Source organism: Leptolyngbya sp. AS-A5, from assembly GCF_039962495.1.
GTDB lineage: Bacteria > Cyanobacteriota > Cyanobacteriia > Leptolyngbyales > Leptolyngbyaceae > Leptolyngbya.
In genome coordinates this window covers 40511-58502 of record NZ_JAMPLL010000008.1, presented here as the reverse complement: position 1 = coordinate 58502, position 17992 = coordinate 40511, and the positions used below count along the sequence as shown (strand labels likewise).

The window sequence follows — 17992 nt, the reverse complement described above, 5'->3', positions numbered from 1 at the left end:
GTCTACCTTCCTGAGAAATCTGGGTGTCGAAGATATCAACCTAACTAGCGTATAGGGACTAACTAAAAAGATATCCAAAGTTTAGCGCTATCTGTCTCCTTCAAACAGCGTACTTTGTAGTGAGATATACTGAATTATTTTCTACCTCATTTCTGAGTCGAAAATGTAAGAACTATTACTAATGTCAGCAATTTATGACATTTACTTCTGCACTAAATCTGCTCTTTGAAACGAAAACCTGGCTTTTCAACCAGACCTGAGTGCTTACAATCTATGAAAATCATTCATGGATTATATTGTTTCGGCTGAAGTGAAAGATGCTCGACGCTGCACCAGTTCAACCGCAAGTTTGATCGCGGCTTTCATGCTAGTTGCATCAGCAATTCCTTTACCCGCAATATCAAACGCAGTCCCATGATCGGGTGAAGTTCGTATAAACGGCAACCCGATCGAAGTGTTGACGGCACGATCGAACGCCATTAACTTCACGGGAATTAAGCCTTGATCGTGATACAACGCCAGATACGCGTCATGAGCTATCACCGGAGCGCTTCCAAACCAAGCCTGACCCGGTTTAACCCACATCGTATCAGGTGGCAATAATCCATCCAGTTGAACAGGAGGAAATCGATCGCGCATCTCGTCCAGCCAAGTACCGATCCAGTCGATCTCTTCGCGTCCAAGTTGTCCTTGTTCACCACTGTGGGGATTCAGTCCAGCGATCGCAATTCGCGGCTTGGTAATTCCAAAGGCGTGTTCAAGACATTCGATCAAAAGTTCCAATTTCCGCGTTAATCCATTCGGTGTAAGGGCATCCGCAACCTGCCGCAGTGGAATGTGCGTGGTTGCCAAAAGAGTACGTAATGTCCAATCGGTGTAAGGAGAGCGAGCCACAAACATCATGCCGTAGCGATCGACTCCTGCTTTTTCGGCTAAAAGTTCGGTTTGTCCAGGGTAAACGTGACCTGCAGCTTTCCAGGCAGATTTGGCGATCGGAGCCGTAATGATGCCGTCAAACTCACCCGCCAAGGTTCGATCAATTGCGGTTTCTAAACACCGAAAACTGGCTTCGCCACTATAGGCATCCCCTGTGCCAAGTGTGATCGTTCCTGGACTATCAAGGTGCAGAATTTTGAGGTCTTTTGGGTTCGCTAAGTCAGAACATAAGGAATTGAGACGATCGTACATCTCATTGAGATAGTCGCGATTTCCGACGATTGTAAAATCGGCACTTTCAGCGATCGTCGGATCAGCCAGTGCCTTAAGAATAACTTCTGCGCCGATTCCCGCAGGGTCGCCGATTGGAATAATTAAACGAGTCATAGAAAACGTGATGAAAAACCCGTGACTGAACTGCTTTACAATACTTATGAACGGTTTCAAATTTCAAAAACGAACTTCGACAACCGAACTCGATCGCTGTTTAACAGGAGAATTGACACAATGGCTGGAGAGATTTTTAACACCGCAATCCTGGCGTTTACCCTGATTTTGGTTGGGTTGTCGCTGGGCTTTTTGCTTCTCAGACTTCAGGGCGGCGAAGAGTAATCACACGAAGCGAGAGTGATGGAGCCGTTTCCCTCACTCTTCTTCATCTAAATGCTCGGCAACCTCGCGGTAAAGATTAAACACATGATGATCTTTGAGCGAGTAATAGACATTACGACCCTGTTTCCGATATCCCACTAACCGCATCGATCGTAACGCCCTTAATTGATGCGAAACCGCAGATTCTGACATCTTCACCGCAGCAGCAAGATCACAGACGCAAAGTTCTTGAATGGATAGCGCTGAGAGAATCCTCAATCGATTGGCATCCCCCAGTAAGCTAAAGAATTCTGCCATTCGCTGAGACTTTTCCACGCTCAAAAGGTCGCGGTGCAGAGAGCGAATATGGTCTAAGTTCACCGGATGCTGATCGCTGCATTGGTCAACCGCAGGTGTCACAAGATTAGGATTTGCCATAGAAATTCGAGAACGTAGCCTGCTACGATCGTAGATACTTTCAGAGTAGCGTACTTAGCTCTCTAGAATAAATGAGAGTTTTAACCCGCTCAAAGAAAACCGATACATTCCTTTACCTACGCTACGATAAGGAATGCTCGATTCTGGATCTCAAAACTCGATCGCCCTTATCGTGCTTTCAATGCGAGATTTCTGATAGAATTTATCGAAAAGTTAACATTTTGTCACAAACTCCTCATGAGCGTATTGATTGTAGGTGCCACGGGTACCTTGGGAAGACAGATTACTCGTCGCGCCTTGGATGAGGGATATAAGGTACGCTGTCTCGTCCGTAGTCCTAGAAGAGCGGCCTTTCTCAAGGAATGGGGAGCCGAGCTTGTCACCGGGAACTTGTGCTATCCAGAAACCTTACCTGCGGCGCTAGAAGGGGTGACAGCAGTGATTGATGCTGCAACGGCTCGCGCAACCGATTCGCTCAGCATCAGGCAAATCGACTGGATAGGCAAAGTTAACTTAATTCAAGCGACGAAAGCAGCAGGGGTCGATCGCTATATTTTTCTTTCTATTTTGGATGCTGAAAAATTTCCCAACGTTCCCTTAATGGAAATTAAGACCTGCACTGAAAAGTTTTTAGCAGAGTCAGGATTAGACTATACAATTTTGCGCCCTTGTGGATTCTTACAGGGATTAATCGGACAATACGCCATCCCAATTCTAGAAGGGCAAGGCGTTTGGGTCATGGGCAGTACCGCCCCAACTGCTTACATGGACACGATCGATATCGCCAAATTCGCTGTGCAATGCCTCAAAGTGCCAGAGTCGATCGGCAAAACTCTTCCCGTCGTTGGTTCAAAAGCTTGGAGCGCCGATGAAATTATTAAGCTTTGTGAACGCCTCTCCGGTAAAGAAGCGCGAGTAACAAAAACGCCGATTGGAGTCGTGAGAGCCACCCGTCGCATTGCTCAATTCTTCCAGTGGACTTGGAATATTGCCGATCGGCTGGCATTTACTGAAGTGGTCGCAACCGGAAGACCGCTCGTGGCTTCGATGGATGAAACTTATAAAATCTTGAATCTCAATCCGCAAGAGATGACAACGCTGGAATCCTATATGCAGGAGTATTTCAGCCGCATCCTGAAGAAGCTCAAGGAAGTCGAATATGCCCAAGAGCAAGCCAAGAAAAAGAAAGAACGAACCAAGAAAGCGTATCCTCGATTTTAGAATTAGATGTTTCCTGATTGTTTAGGATAGGTTTTTGCTTGTGCCGAAAGCTGGCATTATCTACAACGATGGCAAAGAAATTGCTTGTCAGGTTGCTACGCAACTCAAAGACAAGCTGATTTCGCTGGGCTGGGAAGTGGCACTTGCACCCGGTGCGGGTGGCATTTTAGGCTATGCCTCGCCGGAAAGTCCGATCTGCCATACGCCGATCGATCGATTAGTTCCACCAGGGTTTGATGCAGAGATGAAATTTGCGATCGTGCTTGGCGGCGATGGCACCGTTCTTTCTGCATTCCGACAGGTTGCCCCTTGTCATATTCCTTTGCTCGCCGTAAATACGGGTCATTTGGGCTTCTTGACTGAAATCCTCCTCGACCAATTGCCAAATGCGATCGAAGCCATCTTGGCAGATGAGTACGAGATCGAAGAACGCACAATGCTGCGGGTGCAGATTGTTCGCGAGGATGTCATGCTGTGGGAGGCGCTCTGCCTCAACGAAATGGTGCTCTATCGAGAACCACTCACCAGCATGTGTCATTTTGAGATTGAGGTCGGACGGCATACCCGTGTCGATATTGCTGCGGATGGAATTATCGTCTCGACTCCGACAGGTTCAACTGCCTATTCTTTATCCGCAGGTGGCCCTGTGATTGTTCCGGGGGTTCCGGTGATGATTTTAGTGCCCATTTGTCCGCACTCATTAGCCTCACGAGCGCTGGTGTTTACCAATAGCGAACCTGTCACGATTTACCCCGCTAATCCGAATCGGTTAGTGTTGACGGCTGATGGCAATGCGGGCTGCTATGTCTTGCCAAACGATCGAGTCTGTGTGCAAAAAGCGCCGTATCCGGCTCGATTTGTTCGATTACGTCCACCCGAATTTTTTCATGTTCTCAGAGAGAAGTTAGGCTGGGGCTTACCGCATGTCGCTAAACCTTCGTCTGGACAATGCTGACAACTTTGTGTAATTGAGGCACTTTCGCAGATTACTGCGTCTATGGTTAAAATGGCGGCGTGAATTGTAAGCGAGTCGAGTATGAGTCTTGCAGATGCTCCCCCCTGTGTCCTGATTGTCGAAACTGATCCAGCATTAGCCCATCACGTCAGCGTTGATTTGCAAGAATCGGGATATGACACGATCGTTGTCCATGATGCCCGTGCTGGATTGCGACAAGTGATCGAGAAACATCCGGCTCTCATCGTAGTAGATCGGCTATTAGATGGAGATTCCGGTCTGACGTTCTGCCACGATCTTCGCACGACCGGAGCTCGAACCCCAGTGTTACTCCTGATGGCGCGGGATACGGTGGACGATCGAGTTGCCTGTATCGAAGCAGGAGCGGATGATTATTTCCTCAAGCCTTACCGCAGTGAGGAATTTCTCAAGCTTGTCCGGTTGTATCTCAAGCCAGACATTTCGGTTTCTGAACAATTGCGGTTTGGGGACTTGGTGCTAGATTTGGCAACTCGTCAGGCGTTTCGCAATGGTCGAGCGATCGATCTCACGATGAAGGAGTTTGAATTGCTCAAATACCTGATGGAGCATCCCCGCGAGGTGCTGACACGAGAGCAAATTCTAGAGAATGTCTGGGGATATGATTTTGTTGGGGAATCGAATGTGATTGAAGTCTATATTCGATACCTCCGCTTAAAGATCGAAGACGAGGGCGAAAAGCGCCTGATTCAAACGGTACGCGGTGTTGGCTACGTTTTAAGAGAGTCATGAAATCAACGCATCAAATGATCTGCGCGAGTTTGGGATTGCTATTAGTCAGTTGCTCTACGATACCGTCGGTACCTGATGGAATCGTAACTGGGGAAAAACCTGCACCTTCTCCCACAGCCCCCATAGTTTCCAACTCATCAATGGGTCAAATTCTGCCGCTTTCAGCATCCTTTAAAGTTGCAGATCAAGTAATCAAGTTAGAAGTGGCAAGAACTCCAGACGAGCAAGCAACAGGCTTGATGTATCGTACAAGCTTGGCAGACGATCGGGGAATGCTCTTTCCGTTCAATCCACCCCGTCCCACCCAGTTTTGGATGAAGAACACGCTGATTCCTCTAGACATGCTGTTTTTACGGAACGGAATTATTCGATCGATCTCTGCAAACGTGCCACCTTGCCAAGCAAATCCCTGCCCAACTTACGGTTCTCCCACCGAAGAAATTGATCAAGTAATCGAACTGAGAGCAGGTAGAGCCGCAGAACTTAACCTAAAAGCAGGCGATCGCATCACGATTCAGACAATCAAATAATACAAATAATAATTTTTCAGGAAATAGACTCAGCTTCTAATTCTTAACTTTTTCGGAAAAAATTCCCATATACTTGTATCATCGCTTACACTCTGTGTTTATCAACATTTGTCATAAAATGTTGCATTAAAACAATAGTTCTGAAGTTCTATGACACGACACAATCACTCCCTAGATAGAGACGGCTTAAAAAGTCAATCTTTACACTTGGGGTCTCGTAGCTAGGTGCAATCATTAAGCTACAAGCTTTGATAACAGAGTGAACGGATTGTGAATTAGCCTAGCTGTTGCGCTCCTCGCCCGATACCAGAGTGGATTCAAACGACTTGTATCCTTTGACTTACATTCTCTACTCGTTTCGTTACAACAAGTTTTAGCTTTATAGCAGGTAAACGTAGGCTATAAAGCTCACTCTCATCTAACTTGCCCATTATTGGGCAAAATCTAATCCTTATTGCTCCAGAGGTGCTATCCGAATGTTGTCTGCTACTCACTCTAAATTTATTCGCTTTCTCCAGGAAGAGCTTTCACTTTCAACGTCTTCGATCGCCCTCGCATTACGATATCGAGAACAGAACCCTGGCCCCTTGCCGATGATTCTCTGGCAGTATGGATTAGTTACAATAGAACAGCTTGACAGAATCTATAGCTGGTTAGAATCCTCAGATCGCTAAATTCTTCTACGATCAAAGAACTTCCCCTAATGGTCTGATCGTTAAAGCTTGAGGGTTGGTGGAGTGAAACTTCTATTTCTAGACCAGACGGGCAAATCTGGTGGTGCAGAACTCTGCTTGCTTGATATTGCAACTGCTTACCAGAACTCCTGCCTAGTCGGTCTATTTGAAGATGGGGACTTTCGGCAGCGATTAGAACAACGAAAAATTCCAGTCCAGGTTTTAGCTGAAAAAGCGATCGCGGTTCGCAAGTCGAGCGGAGCGATCGCGGGCTTATTGAGTCTGGGTCAATTGCTTCCGTTAATCCACCGCGTTGCAGGCTTGAGTCGTGAATACGATGCAATCTACGCCAATACACAGAAAGCGTTAGTCGTGGGCGCGATTGCGAGTACGTTGTCTCGCCGACCCTTGATTTATCATTTACATGACATTCTTTCGCCCGCTCACTTCAGCCGCGCCAATCGACGCATCGCGGTATGGATGGCAAATCAAGCCAGATTGGTGATTGCAAATTCCAAGGCAAGTCGAGCCGCATTTATTGAAGCAGGCGGCAATCCAGCGTTAGTCGAAGTGGTTTACAACGGATTTGAGCCGGAAGCCTACGCAGTTGAAGTAGAGACAAATGAGTTGCGATCGTCGCTCGGCTTGACAGGACGATTTATCGTGGGTCACTTCAGCCGCCTATCGCCCTGGAAAGGACAGCACGTTCTCATCGAAGCATTGCAATATTGTGACGAAACCGTTAGTGCAGTCTTTGTTGGAGATGCACTGTTCGGAGAGCAAGCCTATGTTCAGCAGCTACAGCAGCAGGTTCAGCAGCTAGGACTGCGCGATCGCGTGAAGTTTTTGGGGTTTCGCGAGGATGTGATTCCACTGATGAAACTGTGTGATGTCGTAGCGCATACCTCGATCGCAGCTGAACCTTTCGGGCGGGTGATTGTGGAGTCGATGCTCTGCGGTAGACCGACGATCGCAGCCGCGTCTGGTGCGGCAGTAGAGCTAATCGATCCGGGTGTAACAGGATGGCTGACTCAATCTGGGGATGCAAAAGCCCTAGCAGGAGCGATCGAATACTGCGGTAAATTCCCAACCGAAGCTGCTAAAATCACTGCTTTCGCTCAACAGCAGGCTTGTCAGAATTTCCAACTTGCCCAGACTAATGCTCAAATTCACCAGCATTTGCAAAATAGGCTCTCTCCAATGAAGTAGCTCGATCGAGGTAGCTAAATTTCACCAGCTCTATCTTGTATTCCAAACTACAGAAGGACGAATTTTCTTTGGAATTACCTCACTCTAAAATTATATCTTCGTTCAAAAATATGGCTGTTCGCCCGCTTTTGGTCACTGCTAAACCACTGATCAGCGTCTTTCTGCCCGCTTTGGCGGGAGGAGGAGCCGAACGCGCCATGTTGTACCTTGCTGTCGGACTAGCGGAGCGGGGTTGGCGAGTCGATTTAATTGTGGCAGAGGCAAAAGGCGCTTATCTCGATCGCGTTCCGCCTGATGTTCAGCTAGTCGATTTGAAGGCAAGATTTCCTGTAATTTTGTCTAAAACGATCGCCCTCCGTCGCTATCTCCAACAGGCACAACCTGCCATTCTATTTTCAGCTTTAGACATCCTGAGTTCGGCGTATTGGGCGCGATTGGGTGCAAATGTTTCGACTCGCCTTGTAATGTGCGTTCAAACGTATCTATCAGAACAGTTTAGAAATGATCAAAGACAAACCTTCGGCAAACTGCGATCGCGCATGGTGCAATGGCTTTATCCCAAATGCGATGCGATCGTTGCCGCTTCCTGGGGAACCGCGAAAGACGTGGCAGAGTTGACACACCTCCCGTTAGAGCAGATTCAGGTGATTTACAATCCTGTAATCACTGAAGAAGTGTTTCAAAAGAGCGAAGAACCGCTAGAGCACCCCTGGTTTCAGCTCGGAGAGCCACCCGTGATCTTAGGAATTGGGCGATTGGTTAGCCAAAAAGATTTCCCGACTCTGATTGCAGCGTTTGCGAAAGTGCGAGAACAGCGACCAGCTCGATTGATGATTTTAGGCGAAGGGGAAAAGCGATCGTCGCTAGAAGCTTTGATTCACACCCTTGGACTCGACGCAGAGGTGGCGCTACCTGGATTTACAGAGAATCCCTATGCCTACTTATCAAGAGCAGCAATATTTGCGCTGTCATCGCGGTTTGAGGGATTTGGCAATGTGGTTGCAGAAGCTTTAGCTTGTGGTGTCCCTGTTGTGTCTACAGATTGCCCTAGTGGTCCTGCTGAAATTCTAGATTACGGAAAATACGGTAGGCTAAGTCCAGTCGGTGACGCAGCCGCCATGACTACCGCAATTCTAACCCTGTTAGAGACTCCAGCCGATCGTGCTGCGTTAAAACGTCGATCGCAATTATTCGAGCGCGATCGCATCGTCGATCAGTATGTGGCACTTATAGAACGCTTGCTATAGCTAAGATGCGAATTCTTCATGTTCTCAATCACGCTCAGGATGTCGGTAACGGCATCGTGAACGCCGCGATCGATCTTGCCTGTTGGCAAGCACAGGCGGGATTGGAAGTTGCGATCATATCCAGCGGTGGGGAATATGAATCTTTGATGAAGCAATATCGAATCCGGCATTTCACGCTCAAAATTCCTCGATCGCCTCTGGATGTTATTAAATTTGCTCGCACCTTCCGAGAAATTACGCAGATTTTTTTACCCGATGTAGTACATGCCCATATGGTGAGGGGCGTGATTTCCGCAAAGACATTACGCGGAAACTCCGATTACGTCTTGGTTTCGACCGTGCATAACGAATGGCAATTCCACGCCTCTTTGATGGGGATCGCCGATCGAGTGATTGCCGTCAGTAGATCGGTTGCACGATCAATGCAACATCGCGGCATTCCCTTACAGAAGCTCCACATCGTCGCCAACGGCACGATCGGAAGCCCGCGCCGCCCACCCCTCGATCACGTCAAACCCTTATCGCTTCAGCATCCTGCGATTACGACCGTCGCTGGACTCTATCCCCGTAAAGGAATTCGCGACTTACTTGAAGCCTTTGTGCAGGTAGCTGACGAATCTCCAACCGCCCATCTATATTTAGTAGGAAACGGACCTCATCGGGCAGCGTTTGAGCGGCAAGCTCAGCAAAGCGCTCACTCAGGGCGGATTCACTTTGAAGGATTTCAAACTGAGCCACAACGCTACTTGCTCTCGACCGATATCTTCGTGCTTGCCTCGCGTCAAGAACCGTTTGGACTGGCACTCTCTGAGGCGCGAGAAGCGGGATGTGCGATCGTAGCAAGCAACGTGGACGGGATTCCCGAAGTCCTAGAGGGTGGAAACGCAGGTCAACTCGTTCGATCCGGAGACGTGAAAGCGCTCTCCCAAGCACTCTTAGGGCTGCTTCGATGTCGCAAAGACCTCGAATCTTGGAAACACCGCGCCCAGACGAATCTCGACTGGCTGCGAGTGGAACGAGTGCATCAAGAAACGCTAGAAGTGTACCAGGCTGCGATCGCAGAAATGACTCGGACTGTTTGTGCTTAGGAGACTTAAAAGATTTATGGATTTGAATTCAGCAGTTAGAAAGGTTCAGCCTAATCCGCTGATGATGGTGACACTACTTGGATTGACAGCGATGCCTCTGGCGCAAGCGACTCCTGCCCTGGCTCAAAGTTCAGGCAGTCAGGCTCAATCGGCTCCTGCTGCCGTGCGGGTCGATGAAGGCTACTTGCTCGGCTCAGGCGATCGCCTCCGGGTTGACATCTTTGGTGTACCAGAATACAGCGGCGAATATCAAGTCATGGCAGACGGCTCGGTTAACTTCCCGCTTGCCGGGAGCGTGTCCGTGCAAGGACTGACGCTGCGCCAAGCCTCTGCGACTGTCGCAAAACGCTACAGTGAGTATCTCACCCGCCCAGTCATTACCATTAGCCTCCTCGCCGCCCGCCCGATTCAAGTTGCCGTTTCTGGCGAAGTCTCGCGCCCTGGAACCTACACGACCACCCTAAACGACACGGGCATTCCTACCTTGAGTCGCATGATACAAATGGCAGGCGGCATCAAGCAATCCGCAAATCTCAAGCAAGTTCAGGTGACTCGTCGCCGTCCGGGAGAAAGCGGGATGCAGACGTTTAATGTGGACTTGGGCAAGCTGCTGCGATCAGGCGATTTGTCGCAAGATGTGCAGTTGCGAGATGGCGATACCGTGATCGTTCCCGCTGCGACCGCGTTAAATTTCGCGGCTTCAAGCGACTTGGCAAATTCAAGTTTAGGCGCAAGCTTCGATCGCCCGATTAGCGTGATTATCGCAGGTGAGGTGAACCGCCCAGGGCCGCAAACCGTCCGGGGTGAAACGATCGCCGTCTCCGATGCGGGTGCAACCGTCACGCCCGGACAGCCCGCAACGACGCGGCAGCGACTCCAAGCTCCGACAGTAACCAGAGCGCTCCAGCAAGCAGGCGGCATTACGCAACGGGCAAATATTCGCGATATTCAGGTGCGCCGCACTGTCTCAGATGGAACTGAGCAAGTGCTCAAAGTCAATTTGATGAACCTGCTGCGTGAAGGCGATGCCAAACAAGACCTCATTCTCCAAGAAGGCGATCGCGTGATCGTGCCCATGGCAACGGTGGCAGTTACGCCAGAAGATGCCGCAATTATGGGTCGCGGAGTCATTTCGCCTGAACTGATTACCGTTAACGTTGTGGGGCAGGTCGAGCGACCCGGTGCCGTTCAAGTTGCGCCCTATACGACAATGAACCAGGCGTTACTTGCAGCAGGTGGATTTGCGCGAGGTGCGAAGCGAGATCGCGTTGAGTTCATCCGACTTCAGCCGAATGGAGCGGTCGATCGCCGCAGCGTTGATATTGATTTTTCACGAGGCATTGACCAAGCGAAGAATCCACCGCTGCAAGCAGGCGATACGATCGTGGTTCGCAAGACCGGATTCCAAACCTTTACCGAAGGCTTGGGTCAAGTCTTGAGTCCAGCGCTTGGAATTTTTGGGATTTTCCGTTAAATTTCAACCCAGTTTGATCCAAAGGGAACGAGGCTTGACTACCATAGAAGGAGCCTTGTTCCCTTATTCTGTTGATTTGTAAAGCCAATCGTTCAGTTAAGGAGATTAAATCACTCTTTATTCTGAGGCAGAAAGCCAAAGAAACCAGTAGACTGAATCAAAGCAAACTTTCTACTTCATTCCAGGAGAATGAATGAGTGAGTAATCACAGTCGTACTTGGTCGATCGCGTAGGATGGTGAAGTAGATGGGCGAGCTAGAACGCTACTATCAATTATTAGGATTAGAGCTTGGAGCCTCGCTTGAAGAAGTGAACCAAGCTTACAAAGATCTTGTGTTTATTTGGCATCCGGATCGCGTCCCCAAGGATAATCCGCGTTTGGTTCAAAAAGCAGAAGCGAAAATCAAAGAGCTAAACCATGCGCGGGATATGTTGCGATCGCATCTGAAAAACGGGACGGCTGCGAAGCCCACTGCGGCACAGCCAAAACCCGCATCGCAAACCTACTACCAGTCCTACTATTACCGCCCACCGACGCACTCGACGAACGCTCAAACGAACGGGCGACAAACCGGACAGGCTCAGGGGCATTCGACCAATGGACATTCCCAGGGTCACTCGACGAACGGACATTCAGCGAATGGTCACTCAAACGGGCATTCGTCCAATGGGCACTCGTCAAACGGGCATACCAATCCCCGTCCGGGTCACCAAACCTACCAACCTTATCCTCGTCCGAACTATTCCGCGAATGGTCGCTCGGATCAGACACGATCGACTGATCCGAATCGAAAAGCTGAACCGCCTAAGTCACCGGACAGTACGCAAAACTACTATCGTCAGTCGCATTACCGCGCAGAGTATCACCACCCACCGAAATCTCCGGCACGTCCTCAAACGCTAGATATGACCGGAAAGGACTTGAGCGGACAGAACTTGAAGGAGAAAGACCTCTCTGGCTATAACCTCAGCCGCGCCAATTTGTCTCATGCCGACTTGAGCGATACGTTTATGCACAAGGTCAATCTTGAAGGGGCAAAATTGGAGAAAGCGAATTTGTTTCGGGCGAATTTGCTAGAAGCAAACCTGTGCGGAGCAGATTTGCGCGAGGCGAATTTGATTGGTGCAGATTTGAGTGGAGCAGATTTACGCGGGGCAGATTTGCGCGGAGCAAAAGTTGGGTTTGAAGATCGGGTGATGGTAAAACTCACCGGAGCAAATCTTCAAGGTGCAATCATGCCCAACGGTAAGGTTCACGGAGTGCAGTCTTCCTAGCGTTGCAGAAGCTCCAGGCTATAGTTTGTAGAACTTTAGGGTTAATGAACTGATCCAATCAGCGTCAACCACCTGCCAAAATAATTCCTTTCATGTTCAAGAGCGTGACGGAGGCACTGAATCTGCTGAAAAAGGGGTGCCGTAGTGCTGTTTGATCCAGGACAAGTAGGAGCCAGAGCGCACTTGCTTAATCCAGTCTGGGTTCTCTAAATACCAGTGAATCGTTTTGCGTAATCCGCTTTCAAAACTTTCCTGCGGTTGCCAACCGAGTTCAGCCAGAATCTTGCTGCTATTAATAGCGTATCGTCGATCGTGCCCCGGTCGATCTTTCACAAACGTAATCAGCGAGGTGTAATGAAAATCCGGTTTAGGAACTAGCTCTTGAAGAATTGCACAAATTTGCTCAACGACCGTAATGTTTCTGCGTTCGCTATTTCCCCCAATGTTGTAGGTTTCACCCACTTTTCCTTTTTGGAGAACGAGTTGGAGTGCATCGCAATGATCTTCCACATAAATCCAATCTCGAATATTTTGACCATCTCCATAAATGGGGAGCGCTTGACCCTCTAGCGTGTTCAGAATCATTAGTGGAATCAGCTTTTCAGGAAACTGCCGAGAACCATAGTTATTAGAACAGTTTGTCGTGAGTGTTGGCAGTCCGTAGGTATGGTGAAATGCCCGGACTAAATGATCTGAACTGGCTTTTGAGGCGGCATAAGGACTGTTGGGAGCATAGGGGCTGTCCTCACAGAATGGCAAATCATCTAGACCAAGTGATCCATACACTTCATCAGTTGAGACGTGCAGGAAGCGAAATTTTTCTTGTTTGTCTGCGGAAAGACGCTGCCAATAGTCTCTAGCTGCCTCTAAGAGTTTGAAGGTTCCTACAATGTTTGTGGTAATAAAATCATCTGGGCTGGAAATCGATCGATCCACATGGCTTTCTGCCGCGAAGTTGAGAATGGCATCGGGTTGATGCTGCTCCAGCAGTTGATTGACAAGTTCGGCATCCCCAATGTCACCTTGATAGAATTTGTAGCCCGAATCTTCTGATAGGGTCGATAAGGTTTGAGGGTTACTTGCATAGGTCAACTTGTCCAGGTTGACAATGCTGCTCCAATGTTGGTGCCGCGCTTTCAAAATGTAGTTTGAGCCGATAAAGCCCATCCCACCAGTCACTAAAGTTTGCATACGATGAGTAAGTTATGAAATGAATCGCAGGCGAAGTTAAGTGCCCGATCTCAATACGGAATTACGTACTTTAGAAGCCAAGTTTTGGTGAGGACATTCCCCGTAACTTCGGTTTTCTTCACTCAGTAAGAGGGTCTTGCAATTGAGTAAGACCAGTCTACCCGAATAAAATTTAATTACTGAAGATGTCGATTTCAACGGGGATAGATGAACCTCGTTTAGAAAGTATAAGTAGCGCTCAGACAAAGCCCAGCACAAGCTAGTTGAACTAGCGCAGTTCATAACGATCGCCCATTCCTTTTAATCCCAGCAACGGGACTGATACCGAATCAATTTGTTGATGCGACAGATCCTTCGCCCCCTAAATCCCCCATACTGGGGGACTTTGAGAATCCGAAACAGATTTGGCTTGAAGTCCCCCACGCGTGGGGGATTTAGGGGGCTTCCAAGATCTGTCGCACTCAAAAATCAATTTGGTATGAAACTCCATCAGCAAACAGCAATGATGCAAAATACTTGCCACGATCAGAACCTTTAATCGTATGGGTCGAGTTCAATTCATCTTTGCTTGCAAACACAGTGCTCACGATCGTCTTGAAGACGTGAGCACTGTGTTTAGCTGGACAGTACGCCTATCGGATTGCTGCTTGTCCTGAAGCAATAGATGCTAGTCCTGCATTTGTAGGAGATGGAGCCTTTCGCGCAGCCAGGTAAAGGGAGCTGCCCAATCGATCGCGCCGTTAGGGGCGAAATAGGGGAGCGCAATCAGCGAAATCACAGCGACTACTATGAGCAGCCAGGAAGCCCATTGAGGTAAACCGAATCTACCTGTAAAGCGATTGATTGATTGCAAAAGAATAAGGGTAACACCGAGAACCAGCACTTGTACGGGTAATTGGCTCACAAAGAATGCTACACCCGCGATCGCAAGAATTGGTAAAAGAAAGGCTATCAAAGACCGAAAACTTACAGGAATTAAGGATGTTTTAGGGTCATTCGCTTGCACCCACCAGTAAAAAGCCTGAATTAATCGATTCAAAACTTGGAAAATAGAGCTATTTCTCACATGCCGATCCGTGGGAGGCGATTCCAGGATATTTCGTAAAACCAGTCCCGCTCGTGTTAGAGTCCCTGCAAGAATAATATGTGGAATATTTTCTGTTAGTTTTTCAGCACCAACCTGATATTGATTGCGGAAATAATGTTCCAGTTTCTCCTGATCATTCAGCATCTCCTCAAGCGAAGCCTTGACTAATTCCTTGACTGCAAACGGAGTTACAGCTTGATCCAAATAAATAGATTGTTGACTCCAGGCAAGTTGATCGCTGATAGCATCTTCTAGAACGCTACCCAGATCAAACTTCAGAATTGTTCGATGAGCGGCTGTAACAAGCTTTTCCTGGAAATCTGTGAGCGGATGATTGGTCTCATCCTTATCCTGTAAGATTTCACCGCGAGCCATCTGCTGTAGCGTTTGCTTAATCTCCTCTTTTTCGATTGGCGTTGCCTCCGGTAGCGTTTCCTCCACTAATTGATCAACGTAATCGGTTCTGGCTTGTTCTGTGTCACATTGACGATTCAGAAAATGAGAGAAGCGCGATCGAGTATCTGGTGCTGTGAGAGACTCTGGCGTCAGCGTCGCTTCTACAAGACGATTTAAGCCATCTAAACGACCCCAGAGAATATCATTCGATCGCCAATTTTTTTTGAAGAAGCCGCCGAATGCTTTCAGTTGATCTCCAGCCAGTTTGTTTTCTGGTAGACGACGACTAAAACCGAGTTGAGCGTCGTTTGGACTAATGCGAAAAATCTCAAGCTGTTCCTTCGCTTGCAGCCCTGATAGATACTCGTAAGCATAAACCGACTGATCGATATTCCTGAAGCATTGAAACAACCTTAATAGTTTGTTGCGTTCAGGTTCTTTAAGGTTGCTCTCTTGAATCAGTTGCTCTGTTGCTGCTTCTACTAAAAACAGAATGCTTAAACTTTTATTTTCCCACTGATCAAAATCGTACTGGCTGCTCCAGATCGAATCAGAGCGAGCTTGATCAAGTTTATCCGGAGAGCTTTGCAATTCCCAACTTCTTTTTCTCAATTGAGCGAGTACGCCGGAGATTCGAGATGAGATCAAATCATCTGTTTCCGCTCCAGAGAGAAGAGAAGACGGAAGAGTTTTGAAAAAGTTAGATGCAGTCTTGGCAGAAAGTTGAGGCCGTTCAGGGCGATCTATCTCTGAAGTGTTGAGAAACCTCTGATCGTTCTCTGGATCAAACTCTGGTAGGCAGTTAGCATCCAGCAAGAAACGATGCAGTCGCAGCAAATAGTCATAGATAGGCTCACGCGCCTGGTCACGGTTTTCAGCATTCCGAATGATTTGGAGAAACCTATCGCTGACGGCTGTAGAAGACAGCATCTCCTCCAGCCCTGCTTGAATCACAATTAGGAGTTCCATTTGAGATTTGATTTTAGAGGCTAGCTGTACCAGCAATTCATGCGCTCTTTCATGGGCTGGATCTTCCATCCATTGACAAAGCTTCTCCAATAGGAAGAAATGCTTTCTTCGAGCATAATCAACATCAAGGTTGCGAATTTCAACACTTAGCGCATGCAGGAAATCATCGCGCTTGATTTGCTCTTGTGGGTTAGCACTATACTGTGTAATAAATTCGGCTGTCTTTTTTAGTAATTCTTGTTGTTTGAGTGGACTATCATTCTGGGGGTCTGAGCGGTCAATTTGTTGAGATCTAAGAATGAGCGGCAGAATTCGATCGCGCAGACCAACCAATCGACAGCGTAAATAAACTTGTTCTGGTGTAGATTCTGAGCTGCCCGATCGGGGTTGCATCTCTGAGGGCTTTTGTTGCTCTTCTGCCCTCTCAGCACTCCTCTCTGCAGTACCGCGCAAAAATTTGTAGCGGCGAACCTTTTCATTGCGATTTTGAATCTCGTTTAAATCATTAGCAATGCTCTCATAACGCGGCATACCGACAAGCGAATCTAAGGCAGCCTCCCAGATGTTTGGCTTGCTCATTTGATTAAACTTAGGACTTCCCAAGAATTGATCAGGACTGGGATCAATGTAAAATAATTTTCGATTGACAGGACGATAGGCAGTGCGTCGATAAATTTGTTCGATCGTATAACTAAACGGGCGATTATCCAGTACACCCCCATCTACAAAGTGGAGTTGATACCCATCTTTGGGTTTCTCCTGCGGTAATGCTCGATCGGCTAATGCCCCCCAGCGCACAAGTCGCTGATCGATTGGATCTATTTCCGGTATTTCTTCTGCTCTTGTATGAGTGGTTGTCCGATCAGCTTGCTTCGTTTTAGTTGTCTTTGTGCTAGAGGGATGAGGCAGTTTGACGCTGACAACGGGAAAAGCAACCGGGAAGCAAGAGGTAATTCGGCAGAGCTTAGCAAGGGCTTGATGGGTGACTGGGGAAGGTTGAAAGGGGTGTTTACGTCCCTCGCGATGTTTCAGCAGAAACACAGCACGATGATCTTTAACTTCAATAATGCAGCCCGTATTATCGAATGCTTGATACACTTTACCTAAAGTATCTGTACCCGTAACAAATAAATCCAGTTCTTTAGATTCAGAAAACCACTCTCCTGGTTCCGCATTAGATGGCTGCTCAAAAGCTTTTTGAAAGGCAGCTTCCAATTGATTTTGATAGTATTCTTCACCATCTAAGAGCGAATCTATGTCTTTTTGCTTTAGATTTCGTAGAAGTTTACTAATGTCTCCATCTTCTCGCCAAATATCAGCAAAATTCTTAAAATCAACAACAGTGTCTCGATCGCTGTTGGTTAAGGCATAGCTCAACAGTACGCCATTAATGCCTCCGGCTGATGTTCCTGAAACGACATCCACAATAATGTCAGAGTCGGTCAATGCTTTGATCAGCTTATAAATACCTCGCCCTCGCACTGCATTGTAGAACTCTCGACAAACCCCATTCATATAAATTGCCAGAGACACACCGCCATAGACGACTAAACCCAAACGAAATTCTTGCTGAAATTCGATCTTTTCTAGAAGTGGTGGATGTGAAGACATAGGAATTACACAGTTTTAGGTTAAAAAGAATTACAGATGAACTTGTCATCTTTGAAAGACTGTTCCGAGCGCTGAGCTTGCCTTTTGCTAAGTTTCAAAGTAGGGTTAGCGTTGCAAGTACGCCGAGCAACGCTTCGCTTTATTTGAACAAACGTTAGTGAACGACGATTCCACAATCCTGTTATGCTAACCTTTGATGGCTAACGCTCTATCGCATCTGTTTTGTGTAGCTAGACAGCAACTTTAAGCTTAAGAGCTAACTCAAGCAAAGATACCTCAGAACTCAGACAGCTTCATTGCAGCGGTTTTAAGCGTGGCTGAATTAGCGT

Annotated in this window: 15 protein-coding genes; 11 read left to right on the top strand and 4 right to left on the bottom strand. The window is 47.8% G+C overall.

Annotation, left to right across the window (positions count from 1 at the left end):
• Positions 1 to 291 precede the first annotated feature (291 nt).
• Positions 292 to 1323 carry a 4-hydroxythreonine-4-phosphate dehydrogenase PdxA gene (pdxA, locus tag NC980_RS12015; protein WP_190375239.1) on the bottom strand — a complete coding sequence of 344 codons (1032 nt, stop codon included), beginning with the start codon at positions 1321 to 1323 and terminating at the stop codon, positions 292 to 294.
• 120 nt (positions 1324 to 1443) lie between these two features.
• Here pdxA and petM point away from each other — a divergent pair, with 120 nt between their 5' ends.
• The gene (gene petM / locus NC980_RS12010) at positions 1444 to 1548 is read left to right on the top strand and encodes a cytochrome b6-f complex subunit PetM (protein ID WP_063270207.1); all 105 of its coding nucleotides are present in this window, start codon (positions 1444 to 1446) and stop codon (positions 1546 to 1548) included.
• A 33-nt stretch (positions 1549 to 1581) separates the two neighbouring features.
• On the opposite strand, the gene NC980_RS12005 is transcribed toward petM, so the two are convergent.
• Positions 1582 to 1965, bottom strand: coding sequence for a metalloregulator ArsR/SmtB family transcription factor (locus tag NC980_RS12005; protein ID WP_190375238.1), 384 nt, complete (start codon positions 1963 to 1965; stop codon positions 1582 to 1584).
• 237 nt (positions 1966 to 2202) lie between these two features.
• On the opposite strand from NC980_RS12005, the gene NC980_RS12000 reads away from it, so the two are divergent.
• The 10 genes from NC980_RS12000 (at position 2203) to NC980_RS11955 (ending at position 12409) form a co-directional block, all read left to right on the top strand.
• Positions 2203 to 3186, top strand: a complete 984-nt coding sequence (locus tag NC980_RS12000) for an SDR family oxidoreductase (protein WP_190375237.1) — start codon at positions 2203 to 2205, stop codon at positions 3184 to 3186.
• A gap of 40 nt (positions 3187 to 3226) precedes the next feature.
• A complete protein-coding gene (locus NC980_RS11995; RefSeq protein ID WP_190375236.1) occupies positions 3227 to 4141 on the top strand; it encodes an NAD(+) kinase in 915 nt (304 codons plus the stop codon).
• Between the two features lie 81 nt (positions 4142 to 4222).
• Positions 4223 to 4912, top strand: a complete 690-nt coding sequence (gene nblR / locus NC980_RS11990) for a response regulator transcription factor NblR (RefSeq protein ID WP_190375235.1) — start codon at positions 4223 to 4225, stop codon at positions 4910 to 4912.
• Positions 4909 to 5442, top strand: a complete 534-nt coding sequence (locus tag NC980_RS11985; protein WP_190375234.1) for a DUF192 domain-containing protein — start codon at positions 4909 to 4911, stop codon at positions 5440 to 5442. The genes nblR and NC980_RS11985 overlap by 4 nt, the downstream gene beginning before the upstream one ends.
• A 476-nt stretch (positions 5443 to 5918) precedes the next feature.
• Complete coding sequence (locus NC980_RS11980; protein WP_190375233.1) at positions 5919 to 6116, top strand: DUF2949 domain-containing protein; 198 nt, start codon at positions 5919 to 5921, stop codon at positions 6114 to 6116.
• Between the two features lie 63 nt (positions 6117 to 6179).
• Positions 6180 to 7325, top strand: coding sequence for a glycosyltransferase (locus tag NC980_RS11975; protein ID WP_190375232.1), 1146 nt, complete (start codon positions 6180 to 6182; stop codon positions 7323 to 7325).
• Between the two features lie 110 nt (positions 7326 to 7435).
• Positions 7436 to 8572, top strand: a complete 1137-nt coding sequence (locus NC980_RS11970; RefSeq protein WP_190375231.1) for a glycosyltransferase — start codon at positions 7436 to 7438, stop codon at positions 8570 to 8572.
• A 5-nt stretch (positions 8573 to 8577) separates the two neighbouring features.
• A complete protein-coding gene (locus NC980_RS11965; protein WP_190375230.1) occupies positions 8578 to 9660 on the top strand; it encodes a glycosyltransferase family 4 protein in 1083 nt (360 codons plus the stop codon).
• A gap of 16 nt (positions 9661 to 9676) precedes the next feature.
• Entirely contained in the window at positions 9677 to 11134 is a 1458-nt protein-coding gene (locus tag NC980_RS11960; protein ID WP_190375229.1) for an SLBB domain-containing protein, read from the top strand.
• Positions 11135 to 11380: 246 nt separating this feature from the next.
• A complete protein-coding gene (locus tag NC980_RS11955; RefSeq protein ID WP_190375228.1) occupies positions 11381 to 12409 on the top strand; it encodes a pentapeptide repeat-containing protein in 1029 nt (342 codons plus the stop codon).
• Between the two features lie 96 nt (positions 12410 to 12505).
• Here NC980_RS11955 and rfbB read toward each other — a convergent pair whose 3' ends face one another.
• Positions 12506 to 13600 (bottom strand): dTDP-glucose 4,6-dehydratase, encoded by a 1095-nt coding sequence (gene rfbB / locus NC980_RS11950; protein ID WP_190375227.1) that lies wholly within the window; start codon positions 13598 to 13600, stop codon positions 12506 to 12508.
• 667 nt (positions 13601 to 14267) lie between these two features.
• Positions 14268 to 17663, bottom strand: coding sequence for a patatin-like protein (locus NC980_RS11945; RefSeq protein ID WP_190375226.1), 3396 nt, complete (start codon positions 17661 to 17663; stop codon positions 14268 to 14270).
• Positions 17664 to 17992 lie beyond the last annotated feature (329 nt).

Coding starts and splice junctions, on each gene's coding strand:
- NC980_RS11960 (WP_190375229.1), top strand. CDS start 9,677: ATGGATTTGAATTCAGCAGTTAGAAAGGTTCAGCCTAATCCGCTGATG.
- NC980_RS12000 (WP_190375237.1), top strand. CDS start 2,203: ATGAGCGTATTGATTGTAGGTGCCACGGGTACCTTGGGAAGACAGATT.
- pdxA (WP_190375239.1), bottom strand. CDS start 1,323: ATGACTCGTTTAATTATTCCAATCGGCGACCCTGCGGGAATCGGCGCA.
- NC980_RS11945 (WP_190375226.1), bottom strand. CDS start 17,663: ATGTCTTCACATCCACCACTTCTAGAAAAGATCGAATTTCAGCAAGAA.
- nblR (WP_190375235.1), top strand. CDS start 4,223: ATGAGTCTTGCAGATGCTCCCCCCTGTGTCCTGATTGTCGAAACTGAT.
- NC980_RS11980 (WP_190375233.1), top strand. CDS start 5,919: ATGTTGTCTGCTACTCACTCTAAATTTATTCGCTTTCTCCAGGAAGAG.
- NC980_RS11955 (WP_190375228.1), top strand. CDS start 11,381: ATGGGCGAGCTAGAACGCTACTATCAATTATTAGGATTAGAGCTTGGA.
- NC980_RS11985 (WP_190375234.1), top strand. CDS start 4,909: ATGAAATCAACGCATCAAATGATCTGCGCGAGTTTGGGATTGCTATTA.
- NC980_RS11965 (WP_190375230.1), top strand. CDS start 8,578: ATGCGAATTCTTCATGTTCTCAATCACGCTCAGGATGTCGGTAACGGC.
- NC980_RS11970 (WP_190375231.1), top strand. CDS start 7,436: ATGGCTGTTCGCCCGCTTTTGGTCACTGCTAAACCACTGATCAGCGTC.
- rfbB (WP_190375227.1), bottom strand. CDS start 13,600: ATGCAAACTTTAGTGACTGGTGGGATGGGCTTTATCGGCTCAAACTAC.
- petM (WP_063270207.1), top strand. CDS start 1,444: ATGGCTGGAGAGATTTTTAACACCGCAATCCTGGCGTTTACCCTGATT.
- NC980_RS12005 (WP_190375238.1), bottom strand. CDS start 1,965: ATGGCAAATCCTAATCTTGTGACACCTGCGGTTGACCAATGCAGCGAT.